Below are 18,286 nucleotides of genomic sequence, written 5' to 3' on the forward strand. Positions count from 1 at the left end.
GCTAGGAACCTAGGACAAGAGCGCTTGGGGATGCTGCAATGCCGAACTCATCTAGGGGTTGAACATACTCTCGAAGCGGGCGGTGGGGGGAGCTGGAACATGACAAGAGGTGTCTATCCGTTCATTGGGACGGGCGACCCAAAAAATTTGGAGATCGGTTCAGCTTCAACGAGGTTGAGTCAATTTCTCGAGATACGTTTCGCCTAAACTGAATATTACTGGAACGCGGTTCAGTCGGTGGGGCGAGTAACGCAGAGTCGAGTTCCGGGGTCTGTGTTCAGGAAATGGGTTGATCGAAAGCGGGTCCTTTGTTCGAGCTGCTCTGGATCGGCCCGGGTCTGCGTGAGCCTGATAGGGGTGGGCCGACACAGGCTTGGAGACGTGGCAGGTAATCCCAGAGTTCGCGATTGAGCTTTTTAAGTTCCTCGACAGCCCTCACGAGTTCGCGAATGCGCGCGTCGTCCATGGGGCGGATTTCGCCTAACACCAAGCCTCCACCGCTTTCTCTGATCTTCATGGCGTGAGTGTGAGTGATCTCGCCGCGATCGCTGACGGCATACATGCAGTGATTGAGCTCGTTGCGAACACGGGTGCAGTCGTTGAACCGCACGATGAGGCGGTCAAGCATTCTCGCTGCTTCCTTGTCGTGAATTTTCGCCTTGGCGAGGCGCTGGACCAGGTCGAGCCGCGCCCTGGTCGTATTCAAGGTCGCGAAAACAATGGCGGCCGAAACTTCATCCGTTTCAAGGAGCAACATGAGGATGTAAATGAACATGCTCTCGTTGTTGGACCAGCTGAACACCAGATTTCCGATCAGGGCTAGAACCATAGTGCGGTGATCGGCAGAAGAGATCGCTGCTGCTTCGATCGCTTCGAAATCAGGTTTAGGGGGGAGCCGTGTCGGCATGCCTTTACCCTTCTCGGTATGGAAGCGTCAAAGCCAATTCAAGTTGAGACGTTATGCTTGAACTTCGGCCATCTTAACTCAGTTCTTCTCTAAGGGCGATTACCGTCTTCTCGGCGCTGGAACATGTTTTAAGCTTGGCAATAGCAACGAGGCAGCATGCTACAATTTTTGAAAGTACGCCAAGGGCGGAAAGCGGCAATCGCAACGATTGCCCCCTTGGTTGAAAGAAGCCGCACCGAACTGGGAGAAATTCCCCGTTATGCTTGGCACGATGCTTATCTCTTGGGATTCCTGGTCATGTTGGTCAGTCTCGAGGCGCGAAGAATTGTAGGGTCATTGAATTCCCATGCACTCGGCCTCGTTCAAACCCAGACTTTGGCGGAATTAAGTGGCGAACCGGCCAGCATCTATGGGGAAGAGATTTTCCTATTTAGTGTGAATGAAGATCCGGAGTTTCATGCGGGGTGTTATCAGGCCTGCGTCTTCCACCGCACAATGCGGCAGCATGGTTGGGGCTATCCAGATGAGAACCCGCAAGATGATTTATGGGAGCCTGATCGCGTGGATGTGGAAATGACGATATGCCAGCTTTGGTTCCAGCTATTTGAGGGGCGTCTTGCATCTCTGTCGTAGAATGTCGTCCTTCAATTTACCTTCCCGGGAGCTACCTCCTTTGCGCGACTGGACTGACACAGAGAAGTAACGCTACTTTTAACGTCCTTCACGACGCTGAAATGATGGCGATGTGGTGAACCAGTAAAACAAGTAAGCCGAGTCAATGAGGCGCCTGTCGCCTTGCAAGATGTAAATTGGGAAGTTGGCGACTGTACTGCGATTGCAGTCGATTTCAGGTGCGCTTCTCTAAAAGCCAATCAATTAATGTAAGGGGCGCCTGCGTAAGTGTAGGAGCAACTCGGTCTGGCTGATCGCGATGTTTTGGCGATACCGGCAAAGTAGAGTTGCGCCTTGTGTCTGGAGGATCGTGACGAGCCGCTTTATGCCTTCGGCATAAGGCCTGTAACGTAACCGGAACAAGACATAAGGAGGAGCCGTGCGAAACACTCAAATCCTCAAACTCTTCAGGCAATCGGACACGCTAACACGACCCTTGCGTTGAGCGGGGAACCTGTCGTCGGTACGATTGCACTCAAATGCAGACAATTTACATCGTGATGGCCCCCGGATCCGCACACGTAGATGATGAGCGGAGAGAGGTGGGATCGTTGCGTAGATAGGGAATATGATCATGGCTGCCGATCCGAATGCCAATATTGCTGCTGCAATCGCCGGTTTTGCTCTGGCGTCGCAAGAGAATGGAAATCTTGATGATGAGGGCACGAGCAATAGCTTTAACGATAATAGTGTCGACAACAGCACCAATGACAGCTTCAACACTGACAATACAAATAATAGTGACAATAGTGTCAACGGCAGCAACAACGACGAGAGCGAAAACACCAATGTCGACGTTGCGGTGAACGACGCGCTCAATGACAAAAGCGTCAATGACAATAGCGACAATAGCGTCAATGACAGCAATAATGACGAAAGCGAAAACACCAATGTAGACGTCGCGGTGAACGACGCGCTCAACGACAAGAGCGTCAATGACAGCAACAATGACAACAGTGACAATAGCACCAACGATAGTTTCAACGATGAAAGCGATAATACTAACATCGATGTTGCGGTGAATGACGCGCTTAATGACAAGAGCATTAATGACAGCAATAACGACGATCATAGCGTCAACGACAGCAATAATGACCAGAGCGATCACAGCATCAATGATAGCTATAATCCGACCGATAGCTTCAACGATCAGAGCTTCAATCTCGATGTCAATATCCAGGATTCGTTCAACACGAGCGATACGGATTGGCTCGATCTTGATGGTGTGACCTTCGACGTCATGTCGATCATCGGCGATGGAGCCGGCCAAGCCTTCAGCCTAACCCAGGTCAGCGAGTTGACTGATAACGACACTCTTACTTCACCATCCTTGACCAGCAGCGCCGGTTGGAGCCAGAGCGGAGAATGGAACGGCGGCAATGCTAGTGGCATCGATGAAGCGAGCGGCAACTTCGCCAGCGGCGCAGGTGACGATGGCTCCGTCTCCGCTTCGGCAACCGCAGCTGCGACATCTCATCTTGAGGCATTCAATCAGCATATCTCGATGGGCGCGAACATCCAGTACAACACGATGAGTGTGGTCGGTGGTGACTCGACGGATGACCACCAAAGCTAAAATCTGCAAGGAAAATGGCTCGCGCGGTTAACGCGCGAGCCTCTCTGCCGTCGCGATAGGCGGTGCTCGCGCCAGCAGGAGGAATTGATGATACCGGGAAATTCGACCGAACTCATTTGGCATTTCGCCGGATATCTGCACCTCACCCAGGACTTCGCTGCCTCGCGCCTTGAGTATGATGAGATTTTCTACAAGAAGTTCAGTTATGATTACTTTATTGCATTGGATAATCCGCATCCTTCATTGCCGGACCTGCCTGAGTACGATGGAACATCCATAAAATCAAACTATACGCCGACATTTGATCAATTGCACAATGATGTCGCCTGGACCAAGTTGCATCATGAATATCCGGTCGTGGTGAGCCTGGATTATGTTGCTGACCCCTATCTCGAACGCGCGCATGGAGGTTCCGATCCTGCAAGCCATGCCGAACTGTCTTATGTCCGGATCTCTCATATCATCCACCATCATATCACCGGATATGGCCAGCCGGTGACTCAGGAGCCACGCGAGCCGAACTACGAGATCAAATATGAGGGCGTGCAGGCCGATCAATTTTCCAAGCTTACACAAACGAATACGACTGTAGACCGCGACTACTTTTCAGATGGGTCGCCGGAATATGACGCACTTCATCATGTCGGTAGCGGAGGGATCATCTCTGCCATGATCGATATGGCAAAAGATTATAACCCTTATCCCTTGATGCCATCAAACGAGAGCAGTGAGTGCTGGACGTCGACGGTCGTTGCGCACGATCAGGCCATGGCCGCGGGCGAAGCGCCGGTGGAGACCTTGACGCCCGGACGCTATGTCAACGGCCAATTGCAGCCTGAAGGCACGCCGGCGCCGACCTATGCCGTGGATGTAAAGTCGCCTGCGCTCCCGGTCCGTGAAGAGGGCAGTACGGATCCCGGCCAAGTGGCGGAGACAGGCGCCAATACGGCCGTCAATGCTGCTACCGTCGTCGATCTCAATGAAGCTCCCTTGACGCTGATCGTACAGGGCAATTTTTACGAAACAAACGCCATTCTCCAGGCGAACATCCTGCAGAACCGCGATTATGTCTTCAATGGCGAGGGAGCTTCCGCCTCGGTGGATAGCGGACATAGTCAAGTCGACAACATTGCCACATTCGATGTGAAAGAACTGGTAAAGAACAGCGGGGTTCACTCCTTTGGCGGAGACCTGAAGATCAATGTCGACTTTGCGGATGGTGACGTCTTCGATGTGAAGTCGCTCACGCAACATAACTTTTTGGAGGATGGCGATGTAACAATCCAGACCCGCTCGGATTCCTACTCTGAAGTCCATAGCGGCAAGGGGGAACAATACAATGTCGCCAAGTTCACCGATTGGGGCAAGAGCTATGACATCATCATCGTTCTTGGCGATTATCACTCGTCCAATATCATCTCACAAACAAATGTGGTTCTCGACAACGATGTCGTCGGGATCTCATCCGGTTCTGGAAGTCCTTCGACGGTTTTCACCGGTCAGAGCACACTTCAGAATCAAGCCGCGATTCATAACTATGGCGCGACAGCATTCGAAGGATTGACGGGCAATATCACAAGTCTGATCAAGGGTCTGAGTAACCGCGACGATCTCGATCACGATGCTTGGTCAAGTTTCCATGGCGCCGCGTCTGGAAGCTTGGACGTTCTGTTCATAACCGGCAATTATTACGACCTTAATATTATTACGCAAGTCAATGTCATTGCTGATACCGATCTCGCCGTTCAGATGACCGCGGCTGGTTCATCGCTGCAGTGGCTTTCAACCGGTGGGAACGTGGCCGGCAATTTTGCCGAGATCGTCAATGCAGGTGGCATCTATAGCCAATATCTCGGTGGTGGTGCGTACGAAGATTCCATTCTTCTGCAAGCGAATCTCGTGTCCGACGCCACTCATACCGTCGCAACCGACCCGACATCACTGGTCTCGGAACTCGTAGCCTTCATGGACCACGGCCAGAGCGATGTCCCTACGGACGCAGCGACATGGACAAAAGACATATTTGGAAACCACCACGACACATTCGGGCATGTATTGATATAAACCCAGCTCTCTTGGGGGAACTGATGCTTCAGAAGAACGCCTTGAGAGGTCTGCCGTCAGAGCAGTCCCCCAGTTTGGACCTTGAAAGGAAAAACAAGGACTTCTCTCTATCTGCCCGCCTGGAGGTTCTTGAGGAGGAGTACCGACATCGCGCGGCCGATCATTACGTCGCCAGGGAGAAAACCACGTCTTCTCCTATGCAGGCTGCATCCAGCGACAACGGCGAGAAATCTCACGACGGCATCAAGTGCCAAGTATCTTCATCTCATCCTCCGCGAGCGCCGATTGTTGCGGCAGAAGCGCTTGCACAAAGCCCTCTCTCTGCAAGAGCCGAAGGGCCGCCACTCGTCATTCCGCCCGTAAGGCCGGCAGTTCCGCCGGCGAACCGGGATCGAGAGCGGCAAGAATCGGGTCATGCGCCTCCCAAGGGGCCGGGAGGTGGGCCCGGAGGAGGTGGACGTGGGCCCCGTGGCACCCCTCCACTCCAGCAGCGTTCCGCGGATCGGGACTTTCGCGAGGTTCTGAGCAAGGGGCTGTCCACATGCCGTCGCAACCTCATCACGGTCGCGATCTTCTCATTTTTCGTTAATGTGTTGGTTCTGGCAATCCCAGTTTATCTCTTCAACATCTCGGATCGCGTCCTGACGAGCCGCAGCGTCGATACGCTTGCCATGCTGTCGCTCGTCGTACTCGGCGCGATCCTGGCGCATGTGCTGATGGATATGATGCGTCGGTTCATCCTGATGCGCATTGCCGTCGAGGCGGAAAGCAAGCTCGGCGCACCCGTGCTGAGCGCTGCGGCAAGGGCATCGCAGAATGGGTCGAGCAAGGAATTCCAGACCCTGTCCGACCTCCAGCATATACGAAGCTTTCTGACCGGCCCAGTGCTTCTCATGATGCTGGATGCACCGGTCGCGCCGGTTTATCTCCTTGCCGTGTTTCTCATCCATCCGCAGCTCGGCTACATCGTTGCGGCTACGGCGCTCATGCTGCTGAGCGTGGCGCTCGTGAACCAGAAACTCACGGCCGTTCCGTTTGGGCGCGCCAATGCCTTTGCATCGCGGGCCAATCTTCAGGCCGATGCGATGGCGCGCAACGCGCAGGTTATCAACGCCATGGGAATGATCCCGGAAGGCGTGCTGATGTGGGGGCGTGAAACCGGTGAATCCTTGAAGGCGCAGGTCATTGCGCAAGACCGCAACATCATGATGACGGGACTGTCGAAGTTCATTCGCCTGACGACCCAGATCTCAATCCTCGGATGGGGCGCATCGCTTTCCATGGCAGGCGAATTGACCGGTGGCATGGTCATTGCCTCTTCCATCGTTGCAAGCCGCGCCCTAGCCCCGGTTGAAGGGACAATCGAGGGGTGGCGCAACTTCATCCAGGCTCGATCCGCCTATGGCCGCATCAGGTCCTTGCTGCAGAACTCGCCGCTGAACATGGAGCGCCTCCGCCTGCCACAGCCTCAAGGGCGCTTGAGTGTCGAGCGCGTCCTTTATGTGCCGCCGCCGAACAAGAAGGTGATCCTGAATGGCATCTCGTTCCAGCTCGAGCCGGGAGAGTCCCTTGCCATCGTTGGGGCCTCTGGGACCGGAAAGTCGACGCTCGGACGCATGCTCGTCGGATCCATCATGCCAACAGCGGGAAGCGTCCGCCTCGACATGATGGATCTGCGCAACTGGGACCCGCGTCAATTCGGTGAAAATGTCGGATACCTGCCGCAGGACGTGCAGCTCTTTCCTGCCTCCATCAAAGCCAACATCGCCCGCATGCGGGATGACGTGAGCGACGAGGACATTTTCGACGCGGCAGAGCTCGCCGATGTCCACGAGATGATCTCTCAATTCTCGCAGGGTTACGAGACAATCGTCAGCATGGATGGAAGCCCCTTATCAGGTGGCCAGCGCCAGCGCATCGGGCTTGCACGGGCTTTCTTCGGCAATCCTCACCTCGTCGTGCTCGATGAGCCAAATTCCAATCTCGACTTTCCCGGAGAGCAGGCGCTTGCGAGAGCTTTGTCACGGGCCAAGGAGCGTGGCATCACCATCGTTGCCATTACTCAGCGTCCGGCCCTGTTGAAGAGCGTCGACAAGATCATGATGCTCAAGGAGGGTTCCATTCAGGCTTTCGGAAAACGCGACGATATCATTCCCCTGATGAGCGGACCCAGGGGGCGGGACGGTTCCCAGGTCATCGAAGGCTGACACGGAAACGACTATGTCACAAATGGCGGTTCTCACCCTCAAAAAACAGCAGGAATGGTATGCCGATGTGCCACGTAGCACGCGTCTTCCAACCTTGTTCGGGACCGGCATCCTGGCTTTCACCCTGATGGGCTTCGGATATTGGGGCGGGGTTGCTCCGATTGCGGGCGCAGTGGTGACATCCGGCGCCTTCGTTGCAACCGGTCAGAACAAGATCATTCAGCATCTGGAGGGTGGCGTCATCCAGGATATCCTGGTTCGCGAGGGCGATATCGTCGAACCTGGCGAAAGCTTGGTCCAGCTCGATGAGACAGCTCCACGGGCAGAGTTGAGACGGCTTGCCCTGCGTGAGGCCCGCCTGATTGCAATCGAAGCACGTTTGCGGGCGGAGATGGCAGAGGGAAGTGAACTTGTTTTCCCCGCCGAACTGATGTCGAAAGCAGGAACGGATCCGGATATTGCGACAATCGTCAAGGCACAACGGGCGACGATCGATGCGCACCGCAAAAGCCTGCAGAGCGAGATCATATCGATCAAGGCGAGCATTGATGCATTGCAAGAACGCATCAAGGGAAGCTCTGCCCAACTTGCTTCCACACGTGAGCAGATAGCGTTCTTCGATGAGGAACTCCAGGTGAAGGCACAACTCCTCAAGAGTGGGCTAATTCGTAAGTCAGAAGTGTTGGCGTTGCAGCGAGCTCGCGCCAATCTTCAAGGGGAGGCTGGGCGCCTGACGGGTGAAATCGGCGATTCCAAGGAACGCATTGCACGCTTCGAAGAGCAGATCGTCGGCGTACACAACACGGCGATTAAGACCTCGGTCGAGCAATTGCATGAAACGTTGGGCGAACTGGCCGATGTCCGGGAAAGAGTCCTCTCGGCAACTCGGGTCCTTGAGCGCGTCAGGATTACGAGCCCGGTTCGGGGCGTTGTGGTGAAGCTGCGCTATCATACACCCGGCGGCGTCGTCGAAGCCGGTAAGACGGTTATGGAAATCGTGCCTCTTCAGGAGAATCTGCTGATCGAGGTCAGAGTGCGTCCGCAGGATATCCCGAACGTGAAGCTTGGGCAGAAAGCCATCATCCGCTTGACGGCTCTCAAACAACGCATAACACCCATGATTGCGGGGGAGGTGGCCTATGTCTCGGCCGACGCGCTCCCAGACGAGAAAAATGCGCTTGCTCGCAATGACGTCTACGTTGCCAGAATCACCCTCGATCCTAAGGAAGTCGCCAACATCCATGGATTCGCCCCGACGCCAGGCATGCCGGCAGAAGTCTATATTAAGACGACTGAGCGTACCTTTATCGAGTATCTGCTCCAACCCATCCGTGACAGCATGGCTCGCGCCTTCCGTGAGTTGTAAGTGCATCAGGCTATCATCGTTTGCATGAAGCCCCTATTGTTGAGGCCGCGTTTCATGAGCTTAGACCTCCGGAACAACTCGAAAGAGGTGACCCCTTAGGGTTGCTCCAATTAAGTAAAAGGTTACCGCGCTTAAAGTATTGTCTTCTTGAGCAGGCTGCATTGCTCCTCGTGCAAGCATGTATTTAGCTGTTTATAAGAATATAAGCTTATATAAAAGTCACAGTTCTTAAGGTGAGGCGATTCGGACGGGCCATGCCCTCTTAAAAATGATTACATAGGGTTTAGGATTTTTATCCAGGAGCCGTCGTTGATCAATTGTATCCGAGGGCAAAATCAAAGTCTTCAGATCCTTCGTTCGTGGCAAAATTTTGGAATATCGGAGCCAGGCGATTGGCAAGAGGACAATCTCAGGAATTTTGACTCCTCACGCATCTGCTCAAGTAAGTTGCTGATTTTTAAAGAATTATCGGGATTCTCTCGAACGCGTCACGGCGTTCTGTTGATTGGAAACTGGCGATGTATAGAATTTTATAGCCTTATTTTCAGTCTGTATTAGTTTGCTTCTTGCTGATGCGAGCTGGGTCTGCAGGTCACTTTTCCTACTAGCTTGAGTATAATAGTATTCATATATTAGAAGTAAGTAATTTTAGTTAATTTTATGGTGAATGTCATGTCAATTGATCCATTGAGCTTATCTGTATCGGCAATTTTGACTTTCAGTGAAGAATTTGATGCTTTTAGCTACTGGAATGGGGCGACAGGACGGTGGGGTACCGGATATCCTTGGACGGCCCCCAATGGCGGTACAAACGCCACCAATGGCGAGGAGCAATGGTACGTCAATGCCAATTATGCTCCGACCTCGGGCCTTGGGACATACTCAGTCAACGATGGCGTTTTCAGCATTACCGCTGCCCGGGCTTCTGCTGAAATCCAGTCCAGGATCAACGGCTACGATTACACGTCGGGCATGATTATGACGTTCCACTCCTTCAGTCAGACCTACGGTTATTTCGAGATTAAGGCTAAGCTGCCGGCTGGGCAGGGACTTTGGCCCGCGTTCTGGCTCCTTCCCACCGATATGTCCTGGCCCCCTGAGATCGACATCATGGAGGTTATTGGCAGCGAGCCGAACACCCTCAACACGACGGTCCATTATGGAAGCAACCTGCAGAGGGGGGCCGAAATCCATGCGGCCGATATGACAACAGGTTTCCACACCTATGGTGTCGATTGGCAGCAAAATACGATCACGTGGTACTACGACGGCCAAAAGGTGTTTCAAACTGCGACTCCGGCCGATATGCACAAGCCGATGTACATGCTTGCCAATCTCGCCGTCGGTGGAGAATGGCCGGGCAGTCCGGATGCCACCACCACGTTTCCGGCAAAGATGGATATCGACTACATCCGCGCCTATTCCGCCAAACCCGGCGTGGGACCTGAGACGCCGGCGTCTGCCTGGACAGCCGATCCGCAGCAAAAGCCTTTCATTCTTAAGATAAGCACCAAGGCGAAGAAAACGATCGCTGGAACCTACGAGTGGGACAAGCTGAACGGCACAAGTACCCACGATAAGATCATCGGCAAGCAAGGTGGAGACACCATGCGTGGCTATAAAGGCGACGATACCTATTATGTCGAAAATTATGCCGATAAGGTCATCGAGAAATCCAAGATGGGGATCGATACCGTCAGAACCGACCTCGCAGCCTATAGGCTTCCAGCCAATGTCGAAAACCTTGAACTGGACGGAAAAGGCGATCAACGAGGCATCGGGAACAGTCTGAATAACCGGATCGTGTCCAATGGCGGCGGCGACAACAGGCTCGAGGGGGGAGCAGGCAACGACCATCTCTATGCAGGTCGCTATGCCGACACGCTCATCGGCGGAGCGGGCCGGGATCAGTTCATCTTCAAAAGCGCGCCAGTTCGGGCCGGCCATATCAAGGATTTCAAACCGGGCATCGATGTGCTCGATCTGCGGGGGCTTTTCAAAGGGTATAAGGGAACCGACCCGGTTGCCGAAGGTCTGTTGTTCTTCGACGGGGACCAGCTAGGAAACACGGTCGTGAAATACAGGGCTGGCTCTGGTCCCATCGTTACGATCACCACGCTCGACAAGGTTTCTCCTGACGCACTGCACGCGCAGGCTGATTACTTCTTTGTCTGACGGATCAGTCGGACCGAGTGCACTCTATGGATCAGCCGGTAAGCGCAGGGCCATTCTAAGCACGAACCTTTCCGACGCCTAGAAGATCGAGTGCCATGAAAGGAACTCCGGAAAGGAGTGATCGCAGAGCCGCTTCGGTCTGAAAAAGCCCATTGATAGAAATGCGAGGAAGCGCCGTGATCTGTCGCGCATGCTCAGGGAAAATATGGCCCGGGCGCGTGGTAACGCCGGTTGCATACCCACTCTCCCGGCTCAACGCGAATTCCCGCAAGTCTGCTGCATTTCGGTCGCCATGAGGAAAGGCGATGTGCCAGACTTTCATGCCCAGACGCTTCTCGATGGCGTACTTGCTGCCTGAGATCTCGGAGGCTGCGAATGTATCGCCATACTGAGCCAGAATGGGGTGGCTGAGCGTGTGGGAGCCGATAGTGACATTCGGATCCTCCGCAAGCAGCGCAATCTCGCTCCAGTCCGCGCATAAATTCCGGATGAGGCTGTCAGGATCGAGATTGATCCTTGTGCTGAGTTCGGTGACGACATCGAGCAAATTCTGCTCCGATCCTAACATGAGACGCCTCTTGATCAGATCGAATGCCGCGTATTTTTCAGCAAGCTTGCCGGTGGCAAGGGCACATCGTTTTCCATCCAGCTTGATCTCGATGCGATCAAGCCTTGCAATGGCTTCTTCCAGCTCGAGCCACCACAGTCGGCCATATCCGTCGGCGAAGTCCTTGACGACGAACATGGTCCAGGGGATATCCAGCCGTCTCAGGATCGGCCAAGCATATTCCAAATTGTCACGATAACCGTCATCGAAAGTCAAAGCGGCGAAAGGCCGACTGCGCTGAACCGAAAGTCGGTCAGGCACTTCATCCAGAGAGACGATGTCAAACCCTTCCTGCTTCAGCATCGTAATGGTCGCTACCAGGAAATCCGGTGTGATTTCCAAATAGCGGTTCGGCGCAAAGGACTTTGCTTTCCAGGGCCTGACGTGATGAAACATCAGAATGATGCCTGATCCCATTGCCAAGGGTCGAAGCCAGCGGTTCGCCCGCGTCGCGACGATGGCCGAGAAACCTTTCTCGAAGAGACGATGCTTCAATGACGATATATGCGATCTGCTCGTCACCTGGACGCTCCAGGCGGAAGGTAGGCGCGAATGTGATCGATCTGCAGGTCTCCGGGAAATGGTGTCGTCTCGTCGGGAAAGCCGGGCCAGAAACCGCCCACCGCGAGATTGGCGATCATGTACATCGGTTTGTGCATGTCGTCCGGGGTCTTCATGGATGCGACCCGCCGCCCGTCGAAATACCAGACGATCTCACCTGCAGTCCATTTCACGGCGAAGGTGTGAAAGTCCTTCGACAGATCCGGCGTCAGCACGCGGATTTGCGCCTGCGTATGGCTTCCGCGAATGGTCGTATGCACGGTCGCCGTATAGGAGTTCATATCCTGGCCAAGCCCCTCTAGCACATCAATCTCCGGTGGCCAGGATTGATCCGTCGGGGCGAGCCAGAAGGCGCTCCAGAGGCCTTTTCCGGGGGGGAGTTTGGCCCGCATTTCCACATAGCCGTAGGTGAATGCAAAGCTTTTCGCCGAACTCAAAAGTCCGGACGCGTAGTTGAGGCCGGGTCCAGGCATCTGACCGGATTTCGGGAAGGGACGCGCGCGGATTGTCAGAACGCCATTCTTGATCGAATAGGGATTCAGGCGCAGAACCTCCTGGGAATCTTGCCCCGGGCGCGGGTCGACGTAATATTGACGTTCGCCGTTTGGAGCATTCGTGCGTGCGCCCCAAGGGTAATGCGGCTCCCAGATCCCGTCCGAGCCATTGCTCCAAAATCGCAATCTGTCGAAATGGTCCGCAAAGGCCAGGGTCCAACCAGGAGGTGGGACAACCTCCGTGCCTGCCGGGCCCCTATAGGCTGTGATGGTCAATTGGGGATCGGGCGCGCGGAACAGCGTGAAACCTGACAGCGGCCCGATCAAAAGCAACTGAACGGTCAACATGCGAATGAAAGCCCAGCCTCTGACGACACCGAACAGGCGCATCAGGAAGGTCACTCGTGTGAACAGCACGAATGCTGCCGCCACGCATCCCCAGGCCTGCCCCTCGATACCTGCACGGCCGCTGCCGATCGCCATGGCTGCAATCAGGATGAGAAAGCTCGGAATGAATGTGGTTGCGGCATCGCGCCTAGGGCGGGACGACAGCGCGATGACGATGGGTATGAGCCACGCGACGACACCCAAGGAGACACAGGATAGGGCCAACGCGACGGTTGCTGGTGCGGCTTGTTCGAAATGGGGAAACAACCGGCTGATGATGGGGCGAGCCGTGACGATGGCAGCTGTTGCAATGCCCGCCAGGAATATTCCCAGATAAAGGGCCTGACGTTCGACTTGTCCAGAGCAGGATCCTCGCGGCAACCGTGCGATGCGGGTGAGCAGCGTCGGGTAATAGACCTGGGCGGTCGTCGAGATAAGGCCAAGGCCCACGAAAGCGAGATTAGCTCCGAAAGCAAAGAGGCCAAGCTCCTCGGGAGTGGAGAGGGCAGCTGAAATCCAGCGGTTCGCCGTCATATAGACGAGCCAGAGGGCATTGAAGGCGAAGAGCGGAAGTGCCGTGCGCCATAGGGACAGGATCGGCGCGGGCTTTCGGGTTGCAGAAGGTCCAAGCCGCGCGAAGAACCCAGCGAGGGCGCCATACCACAGCACAAGCATTGCGAAGCAGCCCGTGACACCGCCAACAACCAAACCGGTGAGGCGCGGTGCAGTCATGCCGGCTTGCAACGTCAGAGCAACGGCCGTGAACTCCCAGATCTGCGTCCCTGCACGGAAGAGGGTTACGGGCGCATTCGCGATCATGGAAAACGCGCCGCCGGAGAGAGCGAGGGCGGTATCGAAGGGAGATAATTGCCCGCTGGCAAACGCGGCCAATGCCGCAAGCGGCGTGATGATGGCGAGCAGAAGGCTGCCGATGGCCCAATTGGCGCGAAGGATATCCACTCCACGTTCCACCGAGGATATTTCCTTCGCCGCCAACTCTTGGTCTGCCAGTTGCGACAGGCCGAGATCGAACTTGCTGGCGTATTGAAACAAGCTTGTCAGAAGCGCGAAGGAGCCGAAGGCGGCAGGCCCAAGCAGGGATGGTGCAAGCAGGGATGTACCGATGCTGAGCAAACTCGCCAAAGCGGTTCCGATCGTATAGGCGAGAGGACGGCCGAGCCATCGCAGAGTTTTCGCATGGCGAAATGGCTGCATCGCACCGGGCAGGGCGATATCATGTTCTGCCACGGCTTCCGTGTTCGCAGAGAGGGTCATCGGTCCTTCCTGCGTGGGGAGGCGAGAACTTCGTCGACGATGCCGCTGACGCTGTTAGCGATACGGGCCCAGCTGAGTTCCTCATGCGCGAAATTCAGCGCGCCCGCAGAGCACGCTTCGTAGAGGGCTTGATCTTCAACGAGGGATTGGATGGACTGCACAAGGTCTTCGACGGCCATCCCTTTGGCGACGAGCCCGGTTTGTCCATCGCATACCTGTTCGACGAGACCGCCGACCGGGGTAGCGACGATAGGCAGGCCCGCCGTCAGGGCCGATGCGGCAACTCCCGATTGGCTCGCCTCGATATAGGGCAGGACGACAATGTCGGCCTTTGACAATGCATTCGCGATTTCCTCGTCATCCACCCACTTGTTGCTGATGGATATTCCCGTGAGCGTTTCAAGGCGTGCAGCATAGGGGCTGATATCGCCGGAGCCGACGATATCGAGCTCCACCGCAACGTTACCCTCACGCAAAGCACGATAGGCATCCAGCAAATGCCCGAGACCTTTATAGGCCAAGATCCGACCGAAGAAGAGAAGGCGCACCGGGCGATTGCGGGGAAATGTGCGCTTGATTGCCGGATCGGGACCGAATGCAAAGGCGCCGTGAGGTATCGTCCAGATGCGGTCGGCGGGAAAGTCGTAAAGTGCCTGCGCTGCCCGTCCTACATGATCCGACAGGACGATAAGGCCATCAGCCGCTGCGATCTGCCAGCGAACGACTGTTTCACGGAATGGGTATGAGTCACCAGGATGGAAACTCGCATCATGCAATATGAAGATGAACCGGCTTGTCTTTCGACGCAGCGCTGGCAGAGTGGCGACATCCCAAATGGAGGGCATCGTGCACAGCGCGACATCGGTCGACTGAGCGTACAGGACGGATTGGAAACGGTCTGCCAAGCGTGGCAATCCAAACACGCCCCACGCAGCGGCAAGCTTGCCGGAGACGGAAGCCTTGTTGCCGCGAAACGTCCGCACGATTTGGATTGGCATGCCGGCAAGAGAAGTGGCCAACGCCGCCAGGTCTGATCCTTCGACCGCCGAAAGAGCCGGGTTGATCCCAGCCACGTTTTGAAGCTCTCGCGCGAGCTCGTAGGTGAATTTCGCGCCCGCCCCGGCCTGTCCCCAATGCCACAGGAGGACATTGCGGTTGCGTGCCGGCGCGACGGATCTCGAAAGAAGGCCGTTCATTGGGATTCCAATCCGAGATTTCCTTGGGGAGAAGGTAGATTCCGGTGGGTGCGGGACGTTTGCCGCATCCCTCGCATCGCTTCGCGCACGATGATCCAGAAGGTCACCAAGGTGAGGAGAACGGGCGTCACGAACAACTCGACTTCGCCCATGCCAGCCACAAGCAAGAAAATCGTCAGCTGATCACGAGCCGGATCGGGATGTGTGAAAAAGCGTGTCACAAGCAGGGCGAAAAGGGCAAATCCCGGCAGCGATCCTAAGAATCCCAACGAGAGAAGGCTTTGCAGGAACATGTTATGAGCATTGACCGCGGTGCCTGTGAACGAGGGGCTCATATTGCTTGAGATGAGTTCCTCAGTGCCGTTGTATCCCCAGCCGAAGAACGGCTTTTGGAGGATTAGGTCCCACACAGTGCTCCAAACTTCAGTGCGTCCCGTGAGGGTGAAGATCTCTCTTTCATGCCCGGTCCTGCTCAACTGGCTGAGGAGATCGCCCAAATCGGATAAGCCGCCGACGGCGGCTATCATGAGAATGATACTGAGGCAGCACGCGCCGAGAAACACAGCAATAGAGCCATGACGGCTGCTGCGTAGGACAACTGCTCCCCACGCAATCATGAGAGCGAGGAGGGTAGTCCTGCTCCCTGTTGCGAGGATTGCGACGGCACCGAGCATTAAGAGAAAATAGGAGACGAGTTTTCCGATAAGGCGCGACCGCCATGCGATGAGGGTGATCGTGATAAAAACGCCGATCTCTTGCCCAAAGACATTCGGATGGCCGGAGAAACCTTGGAGGCGATTGAGGCTTTCCTCGGCAGAGGGGGCAAGCCACGTGATGCCAGGCACAAGAATGCCTCCGGTCAGGCCGATGGCCACATAAGTGCCGAGAGCCCACACCATGATGCGAAGGGCTGCGCTCTCGCTCAGGTCGTTCGCCACGAAGCAGGCGAGTGCGAGATAAGCAAACAGCCCTGTTGCGCTTGCAGCCGTATAGGCAGGAACCTCAGACCAGCAGGCTGATGCCAGTGCCACGGTCGCATAGGCGAAAGACAGGCAGAACGCAGGCTCTTTTAAAAAGAATGCTATCTGTCGCCAGCGGATAAGGCCCAGGGTAAGCAGAACAGACCAGGATGCAAGCTTCACCCCGTTCTGCCAATCCAGGCCCGTCACGCCAAGTTCCCGTTGCCGGAAGTTGAAGTTGAGAGCGAAGATGATGAAGGCAAAGAGAAGAGCTGTTGCCGCAGGTCGCTTCCATGCCGCATGAAGCGTCACAATTGTTACGACACTTAAGGCAAGCCCTAGAACAGGAGCCAGATAAGCTGCGGGTCCAAAGGAGATGGCCGTCATGAGCGCAACGATCCAACCCAACGCCACCAGGAGAGCTGCTGTGGTTGAAGGTGAATCGGTCGATGTCTGGAAAGCCATGCAACAGAGGTCCCGAACTCAATGCTCGGCAAGGAGGCGATGTGTTCCTGCCGCGAGCTGACGCCAAATCATTGCGGCACCGGCAACACAGGCAGCAACAAAAGTTCCCAGGAAAGCCAAGAGAGGATTGGGAAATGCGGGGCGCAGCGGTGCTTCGGCTCTGGCAAGGATCTCGACATCGGGGCCGATGGATGCAAGGCGCGACGTCTGTTCCTTCAGTCGCATGACGGCACCTTCCAGGACCTCTTTGTCGATGGCGGCCTCATGACGAAGCTCTTCCAGTTTGCTTTGAGCCTTCTGGAGCCCAGACAATTCGACTCGGATAGATTTCATCGCCTTACGAAGCACCATCTCCTTTGAGCTCCAGTTCTTCGCATCGGTTTCCGGGTTCTGCGTGGCCTGCGGTGAGAGAGAAGCGAATTTGTTGCTGCGCGACCAGGTTGCGGGCACCGCAATATCCGCCATCGCGGCTTCCTTTGGATAGCGCTTCGATGATGCGGGAAGTATGACCGATGGTTTTGTTTGCTGAAGCTCGGCGACCAGTTCCGTCTGCGTGGTCGCGTTGATGGACTGCTTTCGCGCCTCGGCCGCTTCCTTGCTCAATGCCGTTAGCTGGTTCTCGAGAGAAGCCTGTGCCGCACTATCGGGCAGGTTCGAGTCAACCATGAAATCCCGAACCGCTTGCTCCGAGCTCTCATATTTTGCTCGTAAGGCTTCGACTCGCTCCACCAGCCATGCAGATAACCTTTCTGACGAGCGACGCTTTCGATCGACCTGATCATCGAGATAGGCGGATAGCAGGGTTTCCGTCATCGCCGCAGCCTTGGCCGGATCAGACGACCAGTATCCGATCTTGATCGTGTAGGATCGCCGATCGCGCGATATGGTCAGATGCCTCTGCAGTCGTTCACGCAGTTCGGTTTCGGAAATTTCGTGCGGATTGCGAAATACATTCGCGTAAATGGGCATGGTTCTATAAGCCCAGTCAGCCATCTTGAACGTGATGCTACCGGGGTCGCGACCGAATTCGGGGTCCGTGGCAAGCCGATGCTGCGCGATCACCGTCGAGGCGGTTGTCGGTGAGCCGATGATATCCATTTCGGATTGAATGGCATTCTCGTCGAGAGGTTGGCGCAGCGATTGCGCGCGGTCGGAGCGGCCATCCCCATCGGACGGGCGCAATATGATGGAAGCGGTCGCTTCGTAGCGGCGTGGAAGGAATGGCCAAACCCCTCCCGCGATCAGAAATACAAGGATGAACCCCAGCGTGAACCGGCGTAGATAAGTGAGGCGGGCTCCATCCGTCACTGGCGCTCGGCTCCGAAGGGGTCGCGCCATGGGCTTGGAACCACAGTCTTCAATCTTGGGAAAAGAA

General features: G+C 55.5%; 12 protein-coding genes. 6 read left to right on the forward strand and 6 right to left on the reverse strand.

What is annotated here, in order from left to right; translation table 11 throughout:
- Window positions 1–277: 277 nt before the first annotated feature.
- The gene (locus AB4Y97_RS18025; protein ID WP_442000426.1) at window positions 278–907 is read right to left on the reverse strand and encodes a hypothetical protein; all 630 of its coding nucleotides are present in this window, start codon (window positions 905–907) and stop codon (window positions 278–280) included.
- A gap of 156 nt (window positions 908–1,063) precedes the next feature.
- Between AB4Y97_RS18025 and AB4Y97_RS18030 the strand changes: the two genes are divergently transcribed.
- The 6 genes from AB4Y97_RS18030 to AB4Y97_RS18055 all read left to right on the forward strand — a co-directional run bounded on the left by AB4Y97_RS18030 (window position 1,064) and on the right by AB4Y97_RS18055 (window position 10,967).
- Window positions 1,064–1,540, forward strand: a complete 477-nt coding sequence (locus tag AB4Y97_RS18030) for a hypothetical protein (protein WP_442000427.1) — start codon at window positions 1,064–1,066, stop codon at window positions 1,538–1,540.
- A 613-nt stretch (window positions 1,541–2,153) separates the two neighbouring features.
- Entirely contained in the window at window positions 2,154–3,155 is a 1,002-nt protein-coding gene (locus tag AB4Y97_RS18035; RefSeq protein WP_442000428.1) for a hypothetical protein, read from the forward strand.
- A gap of 87 nt (window positions 3,156–3,242) precedes the next feature.
- Window positions 3,243–5,219 carry a hypothetical protein gene (locus AB4Y97_RS18040; RefSeq protein WP_442000429.1) on the forward strand — a complete coding sequence of 659 codons (1,977 nt, stop codon included), beginning with the start codon at window positions 3,243–3,245 and terminating at the stop codon, window positions 5,217–5,219.
- A gap of 197 nt (window positions 5,220–5,416) precedes the next feature.
- Entirely contained in the window at window positions 5,417–7,426 is a 2,010-nt protein-coding gene (locus tag AB4Y97_RS18045) for a type I secretion system permease/ATPase (RefSeq protein ID WP_442000430.1), read from the forward strand.
- A gap of 13 nt (window positions 7,427–7,439) precedes the next feature.
- Window positions 7,440–8,792, forward strand: a complete 1,353-nt coding sequence (locus tag AB4Y97_RS18050) for an HlyD family type I secretion periplasmic adaptor subunit (RefSeq protein ID WP_442000431.1) — start codon at window positions 7,440–7,442, stop codon at window positions 8,790–8,792.
- A 672-nt stretch (window positions 8,793–9,464) separates the two neighbouring features.
- Entirely contained in the window at window positions 9,465–10,967 is a 1,503-nt protein-coding gene (locus AB4Y97_RS18055) for a family 16 glycosylhydrolase (protein ID WP_442000432.1), read from the forward strand.
- Between the two features lie 55 nt (window positions 10,968–11,022).
- On the opposite strand, the gene AB4Y97_RS18060 is transcribed toward AB4Y97_RS18055, so the two are convergent.
- Genes AB4Y97_RS18060 through AB4Y97_RS18080 form a run of 5 tightly spaced genes read right to left on the reverse strand, consistent with a single transcriptional unit; the run spans window position 11,023 to window position 18,219 of the window.
- Window positions 11,023–12,096, reverse strand: a complete 1,074-nt coding sequence (locus AB4Y97_RS18060) for a polysaccharide deacetylase family protein (RefSeq protein ID WP_442000433.1) — start codon at window positions 12,094–12,096, stop codon at window positions 11,023–11,025.
- A complete protein-coding gene (locus AB4Y97_RS18065; RefSeq protein WP_442000434.1) occupies window positions 12,093–14,291 on the reverse strand; it encodes a family 16 glycosylhydrolase in 2,199 nt (732 codons plus the stop codon). The genes AB4Y97_RS18060 and AB4Y97_RS18065 overlap by 4 nt, the downstream gene beginning before the upstream one ends.
- Window positions 14,288–15,487, reverse strand: a complete 1,200-nt coding sequence (locus tag AB4Y97_RS18070; protein WP_442000435.1) for a glycosyltransferase family 4 protein — start codon at window positions 15,485–15,487, stop codon at window positions 14,288–14,290. Before AB4Y97_RS18070 ends, AB4Y97_RS18065 begins: the two co-directional genes overlap by 4 nt.
- The gene (locus AB4Y97_RS18075; protein ID WP_442000436.1) at window positions 15,484–16,911 is read right to left on the reverse strand and encodes an O-antigen ligase family protein; all 1,428 of its coding nucleotides are present in this window, start codon (window positions 16,909–16,911) and stop codon (window positions 15,484–15,486) included. Before AB4Y97_RS18075 ends, AB4Y97_RS18070 begins: the two co-directional genes overlap by 4 nt.
- 18 nt (window positions 16,912–16,929) lie before the next feature.
- Complete coding sequence (locus AB4Y97_RS18080; RefSeq protein ID WP_442000437.1) at window positions 16,930–18,219, reverse strand: GumC family protein; 1,290 nt, start codon at window positions 18,217–18,219, stop codon at window positions 16,930–16,932.
- Window positions 18,220–18,286 lie beyond the last annotated feature (67 nt).

The sequence above is a fragment of the Microvirga sp. 2TAF3 genome (assembly GCF_052114965.1).
Taxonomy (GTDB): domain Bacteria; phylum Pseudomonadota; class Alphaproteobacteria; order Rhizobiales; family Beijerinckiaceae; genus Microvirga.